This window comes from Rickettsiella endosymbiont of Xylota segnis (genome assembly GCF_964019545.1).
Taxonomy (GTDB): domain Bacteria; phylum Pseudomonadota; class Gammaproteobacteria; order Diplorickettsiales; family Diplorickettsiaceae; genus Aquirickettsiella.
The window spans coordinates 94,840-110,596 of record NZ_OZ026451.1; the positions used below are offsets into that span (position 1 = coordinate 94,840).

At 36.8% G+C, this 15,757-nt stretch carries 16 protein-coding genes; 8 read left to right on the forward strand and 8 right to left on the reverse strand.

The window, feature by feature from the left end:
• Positions 1-55 precede the first annotated feature (55 nt).
• The 6 genes from gap to AACL18_RS00480 all read right to left on the reverse strand — a co-directional run bounded on the left by gap (position 56) and on the right by AACL18_RS00480 (position 6,896).
• Positions 56-1,069, reverse strand: coding sequence for a type I glyceraldehyde-3-phosphate dehydrogenase (gap, locus tag AACL18_RS00455; RefSeq protein WP_339050623.1), 1,014 nt, complete (start codon positions 1,067-1,069; stop codon positions 56-58).
• 15 nt (positions 1,070-1,084) lie between these two features.
• Positions 1,085-3,085 carry a transketolase gene (tkt, locus tag AACL18_RS00460; protein WP_339050625.1) on the reverse strand — a complete coding sequence of 667 codons (2,001 nt, stop codon included), beginning with the start codon at positions 3,083-3,085 and terminating at the stop codon, positions 1,085-1,087.
• Between the two features lie 188 nt (positions 3,086-3,273).
• Positions 3,274-4,461 (reverse strand): amino acid permease, encoded by a 1,188-nt coding sequence (locus AACL18_RS00465; protein ID WP_339050626.1) that lies wholly within the window; start codon positions 4,459-4,461, stop codon positions 3,274-3,276.
• Between the two features lie 8 nt (positions 4,462-4,469).
• Positions 4,470-5,669, reverse strand: coding sequence for an amino acid permease (locus tag AACL18_RS00470; RefSeq protein WP_339050627.1), 1,200 nt, complete (start codon positions 5,667-5,669; stop codon positions 4,470-4,472).
• Positions 5,670-5,677: 8 nt separating this feature from the next.
• Positions 5,678-6,586 carry an LpxL/LpxP family Kdo(2)-lipid IV(A) lauroyl/palmitoleoyl acyltransferase gene (gene lpxL / locus AACL18_RS00475; protein WP_339050628.1) on the reverse strand — a complete coding sequence of 303 codons (909 nt, stop codon included), beginning with the start codon at positions 6,584-6,586 and terminating at the stop codon, positions 5,678-5,680.
• Positions 6,576-6,896 carry a (2Fe-2S) ferredoxin domain-containing protein gene (locus tag AACL18_RS00480; protein WP_339050629.1) on the reverse strand — a complete coding sequence of 107 codons (321 nt, stop codon included), beginning with the start codon at positions 6,894-6,896 and terminating at the stop codon, positions 6,576-6,578. Before AACL18_RS00480 ends, lpxL begins: the two co-directional genes overlap by 11 nt.
• Positions 6,897-7,083: 187 nt before the next feature.
• Here AACL18_RS00480 and AACL18_RS00485 point away from each other — a divergent pair, with 187 nt between their 5' ends.
• Positions 7,084-7,548, forward strand: a complete 465-nt coding sequence (locus tag AACL18_RS00485) for an Hsp20/alpha crystallin family protein (protein ID WP_339050630.1) — start codon at positions 7,084-7,086, stop codon at positions 7,546-7,548.
• 57 nt (positions 7,549-7,605) lie between these two features.
• On the opposite strand, the gene AACL18_RS00490 is transcribed toward AACL18_RS00485, so the two are convergent.
• Positions 7,606-8,196, reverse strand: a complete 591-nt coding sequence (locus AACL18_RS00490) for a uracil-DNA glycosylase family protein (RefSeq protein WP_339050631.1) — start codon at positions 8,194-8,196, stop codon at positions 7,606-7,608.
• A 178-nt stretch (positions 8,197-8,374) separates the two neighbouring features.
• Here AACL18_RS00490 and AACL18_RS00495 point away from each other — a divergent pair, with 178 nt between their 5' ends.
• The 4 genes from AACL18_RS00495 (at position 8,375) to tilS (ending at position 11,687) form a co-directional block, all read left to right on the forward strand.
• Positions 8,375-8,671, forward strand: a complete 297-nt coding sequence (locus tag AACL18_RS00495) for a PA3496 family putative envelope integrity protein (RefSeq protein ID WP_339050633.1) — start codon at positions 8,375-8,377, stop codon at positions 8,669-8,671.
• Between the two features lie 2 nt (positions 8,672-8,673).
• Positions 8,674-9,621 (forward strand): acetyl-CoA carboxylase carboxyltransferase subunit alpha, encoded by a 948-nt coding sequence (locus tag AACL18_RS00500; RefSeq protein ID WP_339050635.1) that lies wholly within the window; start codon positions 8,674-8,676, stop codon positions 9,619-9,621.
• Between the two features lie 37 nt (positions 9,622-9,658).
• A complete protein-coding gene (gene pnuC, locus AACL18_RS00505) occupies positions 9,659-10,246 on the forward strand; it encodes a nicotinamide riboside transporter PnuC (RefSeq protein ID WP_339050637.1) in 588 nt (195 codons plus the stop codon).
• Positions 10,247-10,337: 91 nt separating this feature from the next.
• Positions 10,338-11,687 (forward strand): tRNA lysidine(34) synthetase TilS, encoded by a 1,350-nt coding sequence (gene tilS / locus AACL18_RS00510; protein WP_339050639.1) that lies wholly within the window; start codon positions 10,338-10,340, stop codon positions 11,685-11,687.
• A 10-nt stretch (positions 11,688-11,697) separates the two neighbouring features.
• Here the strand turns inward: tilS and AACL18_RS00515 are convergent, their stop codons facing one another.
• A complete protein-coding gene (locus AACL18_RS00515) occupies positions 11,698-13,050 on the reverse strand; it encodes a Do family serine endopeptidase (protein ID WP_339050641.1) in 1,353 nt (450 codons plus the stop codon).
• A 94-nt stretch (positions 13,051-13,144) separates the two neighbouring features.
• Here AACL18_RS00515 and coq7 point away from each other — a divergent pair, with 94 nt between their 5' ends.
• The 3 genes from coq7 to AACL18_RS00530 are packed head-to-tail and all read left to right on the forward strand — an operon-like array spanning position 13,145 to position 15,753.
• Positions 13,145-13,786 (forward strand): 2-polyprenyl-3-methyl-6-methoxy-1,4-benzoquinone monooxygenase, encoded by a 642-nt coding sequence (gene coq7, locus AACL18_RS00520; RefSeq protein WP_339050642.1) that lies wholly within the window; start codon positions 13,145-13,147, stop codon positions 13,784-13,786.
• Between the two features lie 24 nt (positions 13,787-13,810).
• Positions 13,811-14,899, forward strand: a complete 1,089-nt coding sequence (locus AACL18_RS00525; RefSeq protein WP_339050644.1) for a mechanosensitive ion channel family protein — start codon at positions 13,811-13,813, stop codon at positions 14,897-14,899.
• Complete coding sequence (locus AACL18_RS00530; RefSeq protein ID WP_339050646.1) at positions 14,896-15,753, forward strand: Rossmann-like and DUF2520 domain-containing protein; 858 nt, start codon at positions 14,896-14,898, stop codon at positions 15,751-15,753. The genes AACL18_RS00525 and AACL18_RS00530 overlap by 4 nt, the downstream gene beginning before the upstream one ends.
• Positions 15,754-15,757 lie beyond the last annotated feature (4 nt).

Sequence of the window (15,757 nt, forward strand, 5' to 3'; positions counted from 1 at the left end):
ACCTGTTAATTTTCGAGCCCACATTTATGGTTAAAATATCATTTTTACCGATAAATTAAGTTGCATTCATTAATGCAGTGGTAACATCCAGCATCCGATTAGAAAATCCCCATTCATTGTCATACCAAGCAAGAACCTTAACAAAATCGCCAATAACACGAGTTTGGTTTGCATCTACAGTGGAAGATGCTGGATTGTGGTTGTAATCTATAGAAACGAGGGGTTCTGCACTGTAATTAAGGAGACCTTTGAGCGAGGTACTTTCAGAGGCTTTTTTTAAGATTTCATTTACTTCTTTTGCGGTCGTGATGCGTTTAGCTTGAAAACTTAAATCGACTAAAGACACATTTATCGTAGGAACGCGTATAGCTAAACCATCAAGTTTTCCAGCGAGTTCAGGTAGCACTAAACCGAGTGCCGAAGCCGCTCCTGTTTTAGCAGGGATCATAGAATGAGTTGCGGATCGTGCCCGATACATATCGGGGTGATAAGTGTCGATAAGCACTTGATCGTTAGTGTAAGCATGAATAGTGGTCATTAAACCCTGAATAATCCCTAATTTTTCATGTAAAGCTTTAGCTAGAGGGGCTAGACAATTGGTGGTGCAAGAAGCATTAGAAATAATGGTATCGCTACTTTTTAAGGTGTGGTGATTAACCCCATAAACGATAGTGGCATCAACCCCATTACCAGCGGGAGCGGAAATAATAACTTTTTTTGCCCCTGCTTTGATATGTTTCCCAGCTTTCTCTGGTGAAGTGAATAGGCCAGTACATTCATGAACAACATCAATATCTAATTCTTTCCAAGGTAGATTTTCTGGATCCCGTTCTGAAAAAATTTTTATACGCTGGTTATTGACAATTAAATAATCTTTATCGATGTCTATGGTTCCTTTAAATTTCCCATGAGTAGTATCGTAGCGGGTTAGGTGAGCATTAATTTCGATATTACCTAAGTCATTTATTGCTATAATTTCTACATCATGCTGCTTAGGATTTTCAAAAAAAGCCCTTAAAATATTACGGCCTATACGACCATAACCATTAATAGCGATACGTATTGTCATAATGCTCCCCCTAGTTTAATCGGTTAATAGTTGGTTTAGTGTTTTAATAACATTTTCAGTAGTAAACCCAAAATTCTTAAAGACTTCGGTACCCGGTGCAGATTCGCCGAACTGGTTAAGTCCGATCACTTTACCTTTATTACCTACATACCGATACCAAAAATCTTTAGTTCCCGCTTCTATAGCCAGGCGTAATGTAATCGAATTAGGCAAAATTTTAGCTTTATAGGCTAAATCTTGTTGTTCAAAACGATCAGCAGAAGGCATAGATACCACTCTGATTTGTCTGCCTTGTTGATTTAGAGATTGTGCAGTACTCATAGCTAAACTGACTTCAGAGCCTGTTGCAATGATAATGGCTTCCGGTGTTGATGGACTATCCAAAAGAATATAAGCGCCACGATGGATAGATTGTAAAGTTTCTTGGTTGTGGGTTTGTGAGGGTATAGCTTGTCGAGTGAGTAATAAACAAGTGGGCCCTAAATGTTGTATAGCTTGTTGCCAGGCAACTGTGGTTTCTAGTGCGTCACAAGGCCGCCAAACCGAAAGATTTGGTATAAGCCTTAAACTATTGATATGTTCAATAGGTTGATGCGTTGGACCGTCTTCGCCTAGCCCGATCGAATCGTGAGTATAAATAAAGATTACATGCTGTTTCATTAACGCGGATAAACGAACAGCGTTGCGTGCATAATCACTAAAGACCAAAAAAGTTCCACCATAAGGAATGAATCCTCCATGGACGGCTATGCCGTTCATCATGGCGGACATACCGAATTCTCGTACACCGTAGTGAATATAATTACCTGATGGGTTTTTTTTAGTTAAAACAATAGAGCCTTTCCAAAAGGTAGAATTAGATTCTGTGAGGTCTGCAGATCCACCTAAGAGTTCTGGTAAAAGCGGGGCAAGGACATTTAACGCATTTTGCGAGGCTTTACGTGTTGCTATTTTTTCTGAAGGATTTTTGTAAACATCCTCTATAATTTTTTTGGTTTTTTCTTCCCAATTTGAAGGCAATTTTCGATTAATTCTGCGTTGATATTCTTTGGCGAGCTCCGGAAACGCTGTTTGATAGACATTCCATTTTTCTTCCCAAGCTGTTGCTAAAGCTTTTCCTTTAGAGCGAGCATCCCATGCTTGATAAATATCTTTTGGTATTTCGAAAGGTGGATAATTCCAATGTAATGCCAGTCTGGTGGCGGCAACTTCTTTTTCGCCTAATGCGGCTCCATGCGCTTGATGGCTGTCAACTAAATTAGGGGCGCCAAATGCAATTTTGGTTTTACAGCAAAGTAAGCTTGGCTTATCGGTAACAGCACGAGCATTCTCTATAGCTATTTTAATTTGCTTAGGATCATGGCCATCAATATCAGAAATAACATGCCAATGATAAGCTTTAAAGCGTTTAGGGGTATTATCTTTGAACCAGCCTGAAACATTACCATCAATAGAAATGTTATTGTTATCCCAAAAAGCAATTAATTTACCTAAACCTAAACATCCTGCCAAAGAAGCAGCTTCATGAGAAATGCCTTCCATCAAACAGCCATCACCCAAGAATACATAAGTAAAATGATCGATAATGGTGTGAGAAGGACGATTAAAATGAGCGGCTAAATTTTTTTCGGCTAAGGCCATACCCACTGCATTCGCAAATCCTTGACCGAGAGGTCCGGTTGTTGTTTCTATACCAGGAGTTAAATCAACTTCGGGATGTCCAGGTGTTTTTGAATGTAATTGACGAAATCTTTTAATTTCGTCTAATGAAAGATCATAGCCGGTCAAATGAAGTAGCGCATAATGCAGCATCGATCCATGACCATTGGATAAAATAAAACGGTCGCGATTACTCCAGTTTGGATTATTGGGATCATGAATTAAAAATTCTCTCCACAAGACAGTTGCAATATCAGCCATGCCCATGGGCATGCCAGGATGACCTGATTTGGCTTTTTCCACGGCATCTATGCTAAGAAATCGAATCGCATCCGCATATTTTTTTTGGTAAGACATTTAAGATTTCCTATTTATCCCATTATCAGAAATATTTCAAAACTCAAAAAATACAATTTAAATATACTCACAGCAATGGATTTTTTGAGGTGGCTCGCGTAGTGAAGCAACCCGAGTGTATTCAAGATACATGAGGATTGCGAGTTGAACGGCAACGCAGACAAAAATTCAAGTGCGAAGAGTATAAATTAAAAAACATCAACTATAATCGCATGCGCAATGATAATAGAGGAGCACAGGATCAGCAAACATAATAATTTTTTTCCGCCCATGACGCGATAGGAAGCATTAATTTGTTGTCGGTAACGCCCAGACCAAGCCATTAATGCGGGAAGCAAAGCCAACAAAACAGCACACCATATCCCAGCATAATTCAATGCCAGCATAAATGAAGCGGGATAAAACAAAACAATCATTAAAGGAGGTAAAAATGTAAGTAAATACACGATAAATTTATTTTTTTCGGTTTGGCCTAACGCTAAACCATCAAGTAAGAAATCATATAAACTAATACCGACACCTAAAAAAGAAGTTGCTAAACAAATGGATGTAAAAATCCAAGCAAATAAAGTAATGCTATTTTTGTTTAGTAAATGGCTCAATGTGTTGGTCAGATGACTAGTAGATTGGCTGGACTGGGCAATTGTTAAAAGTTTATTGATAGGAATAACTCCCATAATAGCTCCATTCCAGAAAATATAACAAATAAGTGGGATTAAACTACCTAAAATAATGACTTGACGTAATTGTTTAACATTACTATGAAAATAATTGCGTAAACTTGGAATAATGGCGGCAAAGCCAAACGATGTAATAATGATAGTAAGGCTATTTGGTAAGTAATGTATATTACCCTGCGTTAATTGTTTGGCAGATATATAAGGAAATAAAAATAATATCAGGAGAAAAAAAATAAGTAATTTTCCTCCCATTAGAATTCGGTTCATTAAATCCACAGAATGCATTCCTTTGTAAACAATAGGGCCTAAGCACAGTACAAATAAAATGGTTGTAACAATTGTTGAAAAATGAAAATTTATTTTCTGTAAGATACCTTGTAAAAAATCTGAACCACCCGCGATATACGCTGCTAGCAAAGCATATAGCAATAATAAATAACATAACCAGGCAATGATCTCGCCTGGAACTCCCAAAGTTGCACGCGCCATAGATATTAAATGACTATTAGGAGGGAACCAAAGATTTATTTCTAAAATGAGCAACCCTCCCGCTAGCATAATACCCCAACAAACAATCAAAAAAAGTGACGAATCTAAAAAGCCTACTTGAGCAGTTGCAAGAGGTAAAGCTAACATCCCGCCACCTATGGCATTGCCAGTAATTAATAAAATTCCGCCGAATTGTTTTATATTCATAGGATTTGTTAGTAAATGAAGCTTAAAATAATAATAAATAATGCTATTATCATTAAACTAAGTAATAAAAGCTTTCCTCCGGCAACTTGATATCCTAAAGCACATTTTTTAATATACCGTCCACTCCATGCCATCATAGCGGGAAGAAGTATTAATAAAATGGCGCAGAGAACCCCTGCATAAGATAAAGCCATAATGAAAGCATGAGGATAATGATTGGCAATGAATAATGGAGGAAAAAAAGTAAGTGCATAAAGAACCAACTTCTTTAAACCTTTTTTTTCAATTTGTAATCCATCACTAAAAAAATCAAATAGACTTAAAGCAACTCCTAAAAAAGAAGTAGCAAAACATATGGATGTAAATATTTTTGCTAAAAAATTAACTAATCTATTATTCAGTAAATGATTCAAGGCAGATATTAAGTCGCTAGTGGAATGTCCCGAATGATACATGAATAGTAAACCTAAATTTCCATGTGTGGGTATGGCGCCCATTATAGTTAATTCCCACAAAATATAGCAGAATAATGGAATTAAGCTGCCAATAAGAATAGCTCTACGTAACATAAAAAAATCATTACTAAAATAACTACGTAAGCTTGGAACAATTACTGCAAAGCCAAATGAGGTCATAATAACCGTCGTACTACTTAAAATAACACTAAGCTGATATGCATTTTCCAGGCTAAATAAGTAATGAAAAGAAATAAAAGGAAAAATACAAATCACTAATAAAATAAAGGCTAATAGTTTGCTAGACATTAGAGCTCTGTTAACATAATCGACGGAGCCTAATCCTTTAAAAACGATTAAACTTAATAATCCTGCAAATAATAATGCGGAAAGTTTTGTGGATAGGTGCAAATGAAATGTTAATAGTAGATGTTGTAAGAAATCGCTGCCACCCGCAATATAAGCAGCTAATAAAGCATCTAACAATAAAAGATAGCTAAGCCAGGCAATGGCTTGACCAAACTTACCTAGGGTCGTTTTAGCCATGCTAATTAAATTGCTGTTTACACTATGCCAAAGATTAACTTCTAAAATAAGCAATGCAGCAGCGGTCATTATAGCCCAACACAATACTAAAAAAATTAGTGCATTTATAAAGCCTAATTGTGCAGTAGCAATTGGCAGGACTAACATTCCTCCTCCAATACTGGTACCAATGATAAGTAAAATGCCACCGATAAGTTTATTGTTCATATTTATTTTTAATAGAGGTACGGATCATTTTGGGGGCGTGTTTTAAAGCGTCGATGTATCCAAAGATATTGATCGGGGTGTGCTCGAACAGCTTGTTCTAACAATTGGTTAAAACGCAGCATATCTTGGTAGTCATCTCCCTGGCCAAAACTTTCTAAAATAGGTCCGATAGTTATTTGATAACCTTTTCCTTTTGGAAGGCGATGATAAAATAGGGTGACAACTTGTGCTTTAGTTCGATTGGCATAGCGACTTGGTGTTGAGATGGTAGCAGTAGAAATGTTAAAAAATGGCGGAAAAATGCTGTGCGTAGGCCCATAGTCTTGATCCGCAGCATACCAAATGGCTTTGTTTTGTTTCAAAGTTTTAATAATTTGGCGAATAGCATGGCGATGTATAGGTTGCATCCAGTTAAAATTACGATGTTGTTTTAATAACCTATCGATGACTCGGTTTTTTTGTTCACGGTAAACAACATACATCGGAAAAATATTAGAAAAAAGACGCCCACAGATATCCAAAGATGTAAAATGGGCACTTAAAATAAGTACACCTTTTTTTTTGGCGAGTGCTTTTTGCAAATGTTCTAAGCCTTGTACATGAATTAGAGAATCTAGTTTATGATCAGGCATCCACCACGCCATGGCAGACTCAATGAGTCCCATTCCTAAGGATTGAAATTGTTTTTTAAGTAAACTTTCTCGTTCTTTATTGGATAATTCAGGAAAGCAAAGTTTCAGATTAATTTCCCCAATACGTCGAAACTTTTTTAATAAATAATAGGAAATTCGACCTAAATTTTTACCAAATTGTAGTTGTAGTCTATAAGGAAATTTGATAATGAGATATAGGATTCCTAATCCTAACCAAGTAGGCCAATAACGAGGATGTATCAGTTCTAAAAAATTATTTTGCATTAGGTAATAGTAATCGATGTGCTATTTGTTGTTTAATTAGGTGTTGTTCAATAATCTCGTCAATATCATGTTGTGTTTCATAGTGATACCAGGCGCTTTCAGGGTAAATCACCCATATTGGCCCTAAACTACACCGTCCTAGACACCCGGAATGGCTTACTCGAATTTTTTGTTGGTGATTTACAGTCAGTTGCTTTATCTTGTTTTTTAGATAATCAAATAAGGGCTTGGCGCCGCGTTTAGAACAACAATCTTTATTATTTTCCCTTAGATTAGTACATATGAAGATATGCTGTTGATAATAGGACATAAATTTTGTTTTAAAGTAAAAATAAGAAAGTTTTACTTTACCAGAAATAAGCAAGTATCTCTATTAAACAGCCGGTTTATCTGCCTTAAAATTCGAATTTCTGGAAAAAAACTGGAGTAATCATTAAAGTGATCAAATGAGTCTTTTTGAGTTAAACTAATAACTTAAACAAGGAGGAAAATAGTTTATGTCAAATATTATACGATACAGATCCCCTTCTTTATTACACCAATTACACCGGCTATCGCAAGAATGGGATCAGTTGTTTGATCCCAGTCACCAACTTATTGAAGATAGTTCCTTGGTAGAAACTAGTCACTGGGCACCTGCAGTGGATATCAAAGAAGAGCCTACTCGTTTTGTACTTTTTGCAGATATTCCAGGTGTTGATCCGAAAGATATTGAAATTTCAATGGAGAGTGGAATATTAACAATTAAAGGCGAAAGAGCTGCGATGCGCACCGAAGAAAATGAAGGATATACACGAATTGAACGATCCAAAGGAAGTTTTTATCGCCGCTTTGCTTTACCTGATACTGCAAACGCAGATAAGATAACTGCAGAAGGAAAACAGGGGGTACTTAGAATAATTATTCCTAAAAGGGATAAAGCTGCGGCCAAAAAAATAAAGGTGGAGGATCAAAAAGATTAATTTTTTAATCGTCAGCCTATGAATTCGATTAGGAATTCGTGTATAAGCTTATAATCTCTAAGGAGATGTACTTAGTACGGTAGTGCATGCCACACGTAGAGCTGGGATGGTGATTTTTTCAAACCATGAATTTCGCTTTAACCAAATATTATTGCGGGGTGAGGGATGTGGTAATGGAAAATATCTCGGAAGATAATCTGTGTAGGCAGCTACGGTTTCTGTTAAATTTGCTTTAGCACGACTACCTAAATAATGTTTTTGTGCATACTGCCCAATTAATAAGGTTAGTTGAATGTTTGGAAGATTAGCTAAAAGTTTAGGTAACCAAGTACTTGCACATTCTTTTCGTGGAGGTAAATCGCCCGAATGTCCTGTTCCTGGATAGCAGAAACCCATGGGAATGATGGCAATTTGATTTGTATTATAAAAATTTTTTTTATCAAGTTGTAACCAGTGCCGTAAACGATCTCCGCTAGGATCGTTCCAAGGAATTCCTGTGTTGTGTACACGAATTCCTGGCGCTTGACCAACGATAAGTAAACGACTCAGGTTGTGTGCTTGTAGTATGGGTCTGGGAGTTAAGGGTAAGTGATTGGCACAGAGTTGACACTCACGAATGTTTTTGATTAAAGGTAAAATTTTATTCATAACAGGATGGAGGTTCTATACTCTTGTAATTGGACTTTGTTATCTGCCGTGGCTAGGATGCGAGTTGGGCAGCAATACAGACAAAAATTCAAGTGTAAAGAGTATACTTGCCAAATGGGTATTATACCCACTAAAGTAAGCGCTAAAAATAGGCTGCTTTATTTAATAGGTAGGATCTATGGAGTATAAAGAAACAGAGGCTTTATTAGAAGAAGATGATGGTGATGGAAGTAGTGATACTGAATTGCCACCTGATATCTTAGATATTGAAGATGAAGAATTAGATACATGGCCTGAAGAATTGGCCTTAGATGCATTAAATAAGAAAACAAAAGTCTCGCCTGTTCGATTTTCACTTGAAAAGCGTCGAGCTATTGAAGATTATTTAGAGCAACGACGATTACGAGAGGAATTCGATTATGAGTTTGAAAATGAACTCATATCAGAAGCTTCTGATGCAACAAAAAGTGAGTAGCTATGCACTTTAAGTTTTTGGATTTTGAACAACCCATTGCAGAGCTTGGGGCAAAAATAGAAGAGCTACGTAAGTTGGGTAACGATGCCGATCTTAATGTCAACGAAGAAATCAAACGTTTAGAACAAAAGAAAATAGAATTAACTGAATCTATTTTCCAGTCCTTAAATGCTTGGCAGATAGTTCAATTGGCCCGTCATCCACAACGACCTTATTTCTCAGATTATATTAGCAGAATTTTTTCTGATTTTGATGAACTACATGGTGATAGAGAATTTTCAGATGATCCTTCTATTATCGGTGGAATTGCTTATTTAGCGGATCAACCGGTTGTTATCATGGGTCAGCAAAAAGGGCGTACCACCAATGAAAAAGTTCTACGTAATTTTGGTATGCCTAAACCAGAAGGTTATCGTAAAGCAATTCGGTTAATGGAATTAGCCGAAAGGTTTAAACTGCCCATTCTGACTTTTATTGATACACCCGGCGCTTATCCTGGTATAGATGCAGAAGAACGTAACCAAAGTGGTGCGATTGCACAAAATTTACAAGTGATGTCCCAGTTAAAGACACCTATTATTTCCACAATAATTGGAGAAGGTGGCTCAGGAGGTGCTTTAGCCATTGGTGTGGCAGACAGAATTTTGATGTTGCAATATAGTGTTTATTCAGTTATTTCCCCGGAGGGATGTGCATCTATTTTATGGAAAAGTGCTGAAAAAGCGTCCGAAGCAGCAGAAGCGATGGCTATGAATGCTGATCGTTTGTATAAACTTAAACTGATAGATGCAGTGATTCAAGAGCCTTTAGGTGGTGCCCATACCGATTTTGATGAGATGGCTAATCAGCTAAAAATTGAACTTGTTAAGCAATTAGCACAAATCCAATATTTCTCTATGGAAAAATTACTCGAACTGCGTTACAACAAGATTTTAGCTATTGGTGTCTAATTTATAGCGCATATAGCTGCCAATCCAAGATTAAAATATGAAGCTTATATCTATCGAAGCAATAGCTTTTACTTCAGGAATAGTCAATATTTACCTTTTAACACGTTGTAGTTTATGGAATTGGTTTTTTGGGATATTGACCGTTTCTCTGTATGCAATCATTTTTTTTAATACCAAGCTGTATGCCGATATGAGTTTACAGGGAGTTTTTTTATTTTTTCAGTTTTATGGGCTGTACCAATGGCGCTATGGTAGTAAAGAAAACAAGCCAATTGCTCTGCAAATAGTGAGTTTATCAACTTGCTTGACTTTAGTTGTAGCGACTATTATTTTATTTGCAGGCATTAGTTTTATTTTAAAATATAGCACTGATTCTACAACTATTTATGCCGATGCCATGATTACAGCATTAAGTTTGATTGCTCAATGGATGATGAGTAAAAAATATTTACAGCATTGGGTTTTATGGATAATTATCGATTTGATTTCTATTAATTTGTATATTAGCAAAACCTTGTATGTAACAGCGTTGCTTTATTTAGTCTTTATGCTGCTATGTTTCAAAGGCTACTATCAATGGAGGGAAACTTTAAATAAATCGAGATGGGCTCATTCCATCGCATAAATTAAATCTAATTTATCCTTATTATTTCATTTTTTCATAGATATTTCTATTAAGCTTTACAATTCCTAGGCAAATTTTGTATGGTTGGCGTATGTTTACACACGAAAAACTTGAGTGTTTATTAAAACAATACCCCACATCGGCTAGGTTTTGGGTTGCCTATAGTGGTGGGCTGGATTCGCAAGTTCTACTCCATGCATTAAGTCGCATGCTCCCTAAAAAACGTTTACGGGTTATCCATGTCAATCATGGTTGGCATGCTGATTCAATTAAATGGGCCAATATTTGCCGAGATAACTGTGAAAAATTAGGTATTTATTGCAATATTGTTCCCATAGATGCTCGTCCTAAATCTGGTGAGAGCCCAGAAGCATACGCCCGGGCGGCACGGTATGGGGCCATAGCCAAACTAGTTCCCACAGGAGATTATTTGTTAACAGCGCATCACCGTAATGATCAAGCAGAAACTTTTTTATTACAACTGTTACGAGGGGCAGGTCTAAAAGGCTTAATTAGCATGCCATTTTGTCAGGTATTTTCAAAAGCCTATCTAATACGACCATTGCTAGATTTTACTCGTTCAGAGCTTTATGAGTATGCTCAAGTGTATCAATTAACTTGGATCGAAGATGATAGTAATATGGATTTACGCTTTAATCGTAACTATATTCGTCATCAAGTGTTGCCACTTATTCAGCAACGTTGGCCTCAAGCCGACAAAACTATTGCAAGAGCTGCTGCAAATTTAGCTGAAGCTCATTCATTGCTTGATGAAATAGCCTACCAGGATTGGTGTATGGTTCAAGGATCTGCACCGAATATGATAATTATTTCTAGCTTAAAAAAGCTAAGTGCTAAACGTCGAACTAATGTTTTACGTTATTGGTTAAGTCAGTTACATTGCGCTTTACCTAGTCAAAAACAATTACAACAAATTGAATTTTTATTAGAAAGTAGAATGGATGCATCTCCGCAAGTTAATTGGGGAGATATACAATTACGTCGTTACAGAGATTATATATATGTTCTTAATTTGGTAGAAAATGAAAAAATTTTAAAAAGAAGTTTGATTACATGGAAGTTGGGTCAGACAGTTGCATTGCCTACATTGGATCAATTGACAACAAAGCAGGTTTTTGGCGCAGGATTGAACTATTCATTACTAAATGAACGGCAAGTCGATGTGACTTTTCGTCAAGGAGGAGAAAGATTTTATGCAAGCAATCGTCAAGGTTCTCATCCGTTAAAAAAATTATTTCAAGAATGGGGCATACCTCCATGGCAGCGCAATAAGGTTCCTCTCATTTACTATCAAAAGGAACTAATTGCTGTGGCTGGATATGATGTAGATCCTCGTTTTGCAGCAAAGGAAAATGAGTTAGGCCTTGTTATTGAACTTATTCCAAACTTTTCCAATAATAATCGATTTCTAACCAATTGATTAGAAGCTTTTATTTAATCACCACGAATCTAATGCCGCCCCGCGATAATACGTTAACTAAAAGTTCTTGTTTACTTTGTTTAGCGACCTCTTGTAACTGAGTAACATTAGTTACATCTATTTGATTCGCAGACATTATGACGTCTCCAGGTCGGATACCCGCATGCCAGGCCATACTATCTTCATCTGTATCAACGACTTCTACGCCAATCAAATGACCTTGGCCAGTAATAGTTTGACAGAAATCGCGTAATACTAATCCATAGAGAAACGGATTATCATGTTCAGCTACTTTTTTATAATCTTTAGGATCAGTTAGGTTTATTACTGTATTGATGGTTTTCCCTTTGCGTAATAGTTTAATATTAATTTTATCTCCGACTCTTAACATACCGACGATATTTTTTACTTGTCCGCCGTTATGGATGGGTATGCCGTTAATCGATTGAATAATATCACCGGTTTGAATTCCTGCAGTTTTGGCGGGTGAATAGTTAGGCACCTGGGAGATTAATGCTCCGTTAGTCTCTGTGGAAATATGCAGCGCGGTTGCAAGTGCAGGTGTCAAGTCTTGGACTAGCACACCCATTAATCCCCGTTTTACTGAACCATATTCAGCTAATTGTTTCATAACACCGTGCGCCATATTAACGGGAATAGCAAAACCAATACCTATGTTTCCTGCATTGGAGCCTGGCGCCAATATAGCTGTGTTGATCCCCATTAATTGTCCTTGCAAATTAATTAAAGCACCACCAGAATTACCTGGATTAATAGGAGCATCGGTCTGAATAAAATTCTCAAAACCTTCTATCCCCAATCCAGTACGCTGTAATGCGCTGACAATACCTGAAGTGACTGTTTGATTAAGTCCAAAAGGATTTCCTATAGCAGCTACAAAATCACCTACTTTAAGGTTATCCGAATTACCCAGAGGAATAGCGGTTAAATGATCAGGCGTGATGGTAAGTAAGGCGATATCAGAAGCGGGATCTGCACCTTTAAGTGTCGCTTTAAAAACGCGACCATCACTTAAAGTGACTGTAATGGTTTTAGCTTCATGAATAACATGTGCGTTAGTTAAAATATAGCCTGCTTTAGCATCTACAATAACGCCTGAACCCATACTTTCAAAATGGCGTGGATAAGGATGTCCAGGGACAGGAGGTGGTAATTGATTGAGTGGAATATCGCCTTGAACAGAAACATTCACCACAGCCGGTAAAATAGGCTGCAACATCTGAGAGATACTATCTTTGTTTATTTGATGAGCTAAACTAAAAGGCCAGCCGGCGTAGCTTAAAGGGCAAAAACCGATCACGAGTAAGGAACTGATTAATAATTGGTATAATAGTTTTTTCATAGATGTATGAGATCAAATTAATAGCTAGTTAAGCTTAACGTATTTTTTGGTTTTGTTGCAATTATTGAGTATTATACACTCTAAAGGTTATTAAATGCGCTATTATTCTTTCTGGGATCAGTTAATTATTCATATCGATGAAGCGTTATCTTCCGTACAGCCGCTTTCTGCTTCTACTCGCCCCAGTCCGGCCGAAATTTTGACAACGCAAGATAGCGGCTTAAATAAAAAAGAACGCCAGCTTTCAGGCGGCTTAATGCGAATAAACCATGTAGGTGAAGTTTGTGCCCAAGCGCTATATACCGGTCAAGCGATTACTGCTCGCTGCAAAGATACTAAACAAAAATTAAAAAAAGCCGCGAAAGAAGAGGTCGATCACCTTAGTTGGTGCCAGCATCGTATTCATCAATTAGATACTCACGTTAGCTATTTGAATCCCTTTTGGTATATAAGTGCTTTATTAATAGGTTTGATTGCCGGTTTAGGGGGGGATAAGGTGAGCTTAGGTTTTTTGGCTGAGACAGAACATCAAGTAGAAAGGCATTTGCATAAGCATTTGAATAAATTGCCTTTACAGGATAAAAAAAGTCGTGCAATTGTTGAACAAATGCGTAAAGAGGAACTAGAGCATGCTCTAACAGCTGAAGATGCTGGGGCTATCCCTTTACCATTAGTAATGCAATGGGGCATGCAAGGCTTGGCTAAATTTATGTCTTTAGTTGCTTATCGAATTTGACCGTTGTGTCAAAAGGTAAATTTTTTGCAAACATTATTTAAAACTTTACTGCAATTTTGTATGCTGAAAGCATTAATTATTCTTGCAATAACGGCTGTACTCTGTTTTTTATTGCCCATTGTCTATCAGAAATATCAGCAACGTTTAGGCCGTAATTCCCATATTTTAAGCGTTGCATTACTAGAGTCTATTTATAGACCGTTATTGGTGTTGATTGCTATTATGGGCATACTTTATGCTTTAGAGTCACTATGTATAGATTGGAAAGGGATTAGCGCTGCTCAATTTCATTTAGTTCGGAATTTAGCCTTTATAGGGTTACTCGCTTGGTTTTTATGGCGGTTTGCTTCTTTTGCTGAAGAAGCTTTTCTCCAAGCCTATAAAAACAAAACTATTGATAAAACCCTAGTCCATGGAATGAGCCAGATCGCAAAATTCGCGATTATTATTTTAACTGCTTTATCCTTATTTCAAACTTTTGGTTTAAGCATTGCAGGAGCCTTAGCTTTTGGTGGCATGGGAGGGGTGGTTATAGGATTTGCCGCTAAAGATCTGCTCGCTAACTTATTTGGTAGTTTCATGCTTTTTTTAGATAGGCCTTTTGTGATAGGTGATCAAATTAGCTTACCTGCACTTAAAGTGGAAGGTACTGTAGAAGCAATAAGTTGGCGTGTTTGTAGAGTTCGAATGCCTGATTGTCGTCCTGTGTATATTCCTAATGCTTTATTTTCAAATTTAGTCGTAGAAAATCCATCAAGAAGAAAATATAGACGATTCTATTGTCAAATTAGTTTACGTTACCAAGATTTAATGAAGATTCCGGCTATATTAGAAGACATGCAAGCATTATTAAAAAAAAATACAGCGATTGATAAAAATAGACCTATAACTGTTAATCTTAACGAATTGGGGAATACTTCTCTTAATTTAGTAGTGATAGCTTATACCAATATCGTTAGCAGCACAGACTTTTTAAAGATACAACAAGCCTTGTTTTTGGAGTTATTAGCGTGTATTCAACAACATGGGGCTGAATGGTCTTTCCCTAGTCATAATGTATATTTAAATAAAGAAGCGGGCGAATTGGTTAACTCTCAAAATAATAAACAATGAAGTTAAAACTTAGTATTATAGGTTGTGGGCGCTTAGGTAAAACCTTAGGGGCTCTGCTTGTCGGTACAAAGCTTGTTTGTATTCAGGATATCGTTAATTTAAGTAGAGTTAGTAGTGCAAAGGCTGTTGCTTTTCTAGGGCAAGGTAGAGTTTGTTCGACGTTTAAACAACTTAAACATGCTGATCTTTATTTAATTGCTACACCGGATGATCGTATTGAATTTATAGCTCAACAAATAACTTCGCAAGGCGCATTAAAGCCAGGGGACGTGGTTTTTCATTGTAGTGGGTTGTTATCCTCTGAATGCCTGAATTCCGTAGCGAGTTTAGGTTGTTATGTAGCTAGCTTACATCCAGTTTTAAGTTTTTCTGAGCTGATGCTGGATATAAAAAACTTTAGCGGAACGTATTGTGCATTTGAAGGCAATGTAGAAGCCTTAGAACGATTGTTACCATTACTTAATGCTATAGAAGCAAAGATATTTTCAATCGAAAAAAAAGATAAGCCGCTTTATCATACTGCCAGCATATTGGCATCTAATTATTTGATTACCTTATCGGCTATAGCTAAGGATTGTTACTCTAAAGCCGGTTTAAATGACGCATTAGCTGAAAATCTTACATTAGGACTCATGTCTCAAGCCTTAGGCAAAGTACAAAGGTTGAAGCCTAAAGAAGCATTGACAGGGCCTTTGCAACGAGCAGATATAGATACTTTAAAAAAACATTTATCTGCGTTGAAACCTTTTCCCGAATTAGAATATATATATAAAAGTTTGGGGAAAGCTACCTTAGCGTTGACTAGGCACGAAGAAAGCCTAAAAAGATCATTAACGCAGATTTTTAATAGTTAACTGA

Coding starts and splice junctions, on each gene's coding strand:
- AACL18_RS00530 (WP_339050646.1), top strand. CDS start 14,896: ATGAAGTTAAAACTTAGTATTATAGGTTGTGGGCGCTTAGGTAAAACC.
- pnuC (WP_339050637.1), top strand. CDS start 9,659: ATGAAGCTTATATCTATCGAAGCAATAGCTTTTACTTCAGGAATAGTC.
- tilS (WP_339050639.1), top strand. CDS start 10,338: ATGTTTACACACGAAAAACTTGAGTGTTTATTAAAACAATACCCCACA.
- AACL18_RS00485 (WP_339050630.1), top strand. CDS start 7,084: ATGTCAAATATTATACGATACAGATCCCCTTCTTTATTACACCAATTA.
- AACL18_RS00490 (WP_339050631.1), bottom strand. CDS start 8,196: ATGAATAAAATTTTACCTTTAATCAAAAACATTCGTGAGTGTCAACTC.
- gap (WP_339050623.1), bottom strand. CDS start 1,069: ATGACAATACGTATCGCTATTAATGGTTATGGTCGTATAGGCCGTAAT.
- coq7 (WP_339050642.1), top strand. CDS start 13,145: ATGCGCTATTATTCTTTCTGGGATCAGTTAATTATTCATATCGATGAA.
- AACL18_RS00465 (WP_339050626.1), bottom strand. CDS start 4,461: ATGAATATAAAACAATTCGGCGGAATTTTATTAATTACTGGCAATGCC.
- AACL18_RS00515 (WP_339050641.1), bottom strand. CDS start 13,050: ATGAAAAAACTATTATACCAATTATTAATCAGTTCCTTACTCGTGATC.
- AACL18_RS00495 (WP_339050633.1), top strand. CDS start 8,375: ATGGAGTATAAAGAAACAGAGGCTTTATTAGAAGAAGATGATGGTGAT.
- lpxL (WP_339050628.1), bottom strand. CDS start 6,586: ATGCAAAATAATTTTTTAGAACTGATACATCCTCGTTATTGGCCTACT.
- tkt (WP_339050625.1), bottom strand. CDS start 3,085: ATGTCTTACCAAAAAAAATATGCGGATGCGATTCGATTTCTTAGCATA.
- AACL18_RS00480 (WP_339050629.1), bottom strand. CDS start 6,896: ATGTCCTATTATCAACAGCATATCTTCATATGTACTAATCTAAGGGAA.
- AACL18_RS00500 (WP_339050635.1), top strand. CDS start 8,674: ATGCACTTTAAGTTTTTGGATTTTGAACAACCCATTGCAGAGCTTGGG.
- AACL18_RS00470 (WP_339050627.1), bottom strand. CDS start 5,669: ATGAACAATAAACTTATCGGTGGCATTTTACTTATCATTGGTACCAGT.